The following is a 1055-nucleotide window of genomic DNA, read 5'->3' as shown; positions in this document are numbered from 1 at the left end:
TAAACTTGGACAACCAACGCCAAGCTGGCCTAGCCTTCTCCGTCCCTCCATCGCAGTAACTAGAAGTACAGGAATATTAACCTGTTTCCCATCGACTACGCTCTTCAGCCTCGCCTTAGGGACCGACTAACCCTGCGTCGATTAACGTTGCGCAGGAACCCTTGGTCTTTCGGCGTGCGAGTTTTTCACTCGCATTGTCGTTACTCATGTCAGCATTCGCACTTCTGATACCTCCAGCGAGCTTCTCAACTCACCTTCACAGGCTTACAGAACGCTCCTCTACCGCGCATCTTGCGATGCACCCGCAGCTTCGGTGTGTGGTTTGAGCCCCGTTACATCTTCCGCGCAGGCCGACTCGACTAGTGAGCTATTACGCTTTCTTTAAAGGGTGGCTGCTTCTAAGCCAACCTCCTAGCTGTCTAAGCCTTCCCACATCGTTTACCACTTAACCACAACTTTGGGACCTTAGCTGGCGGTCTGGGTTGTTTCCCTTTTCACGACGGACGTTAGCACCCGCCGTGTGTCTCCCACGCTGACACTTCCAGGTATTCGGAGTTTGCATCGGTTTGGTAAGTCGGGATGACCCCCTAGCCGAAACAGTGCTCTACCCCCTGGAGTGATACGTGAGGCGCTACCTAAATAGCTTTCGAGGAGAACCAGCTATCTCCGAGCTTGATTAGCCTTTCACTCCTATCCACAAGTCATCCCCTACCTTTTCAACGGGAGTGGGTTCGGTCCTCCAGTCAGTGTTACCTAACCTTCAACCTGCTCATGGATAGATCGCCCGGTTTCGGGTCTATACCCAGCGACTAAACGCCCTATTAAGACTCGCTTTCGCTACGCCTCCCCTATACGGTTAAGCTCGCCACTGAATATAAGTCGCTGACCCATTATACAAAAGGTACGCAGTCACCTAACAAAGTAGGCTCCCACTGCTTGTACGCATACGGTTTCAGGTTCTATTTCACTCCCCTCTCCGGGGTTCTTTTCGCCTTTCCCTCACGGTACTGGTTCACTATCGGTCAGTCAGTAGTATTTAGCCTTGGAGGATGGTC

At 52.1% G+C, this 1055-nt stretch carries 1 rRNA gene; it reads right to left on the bottom strand.

The features are described from left to right. Nucleotides 1–1055: ribosomal RNA gene (locus LMJ29_RS11890) — 23S ribosomal RNA — on the bottom strand; the annotation flags it as partial.

The organism is Pseudomonas oryzagri (assembly GCF_020831405.1).
In the GTDB taxonomy this organism is placed as follows: domain Bacteria; phylum Pseudomonadota; class Gammaproteobacteria; order Pseudomonadales; family Pseudomonadaceae; genus Geopseudomonas; species Geopseudomonas oryzagri.
This window is presented reverse-complemented; position numbering and strand designations above follow the sequence as displayed.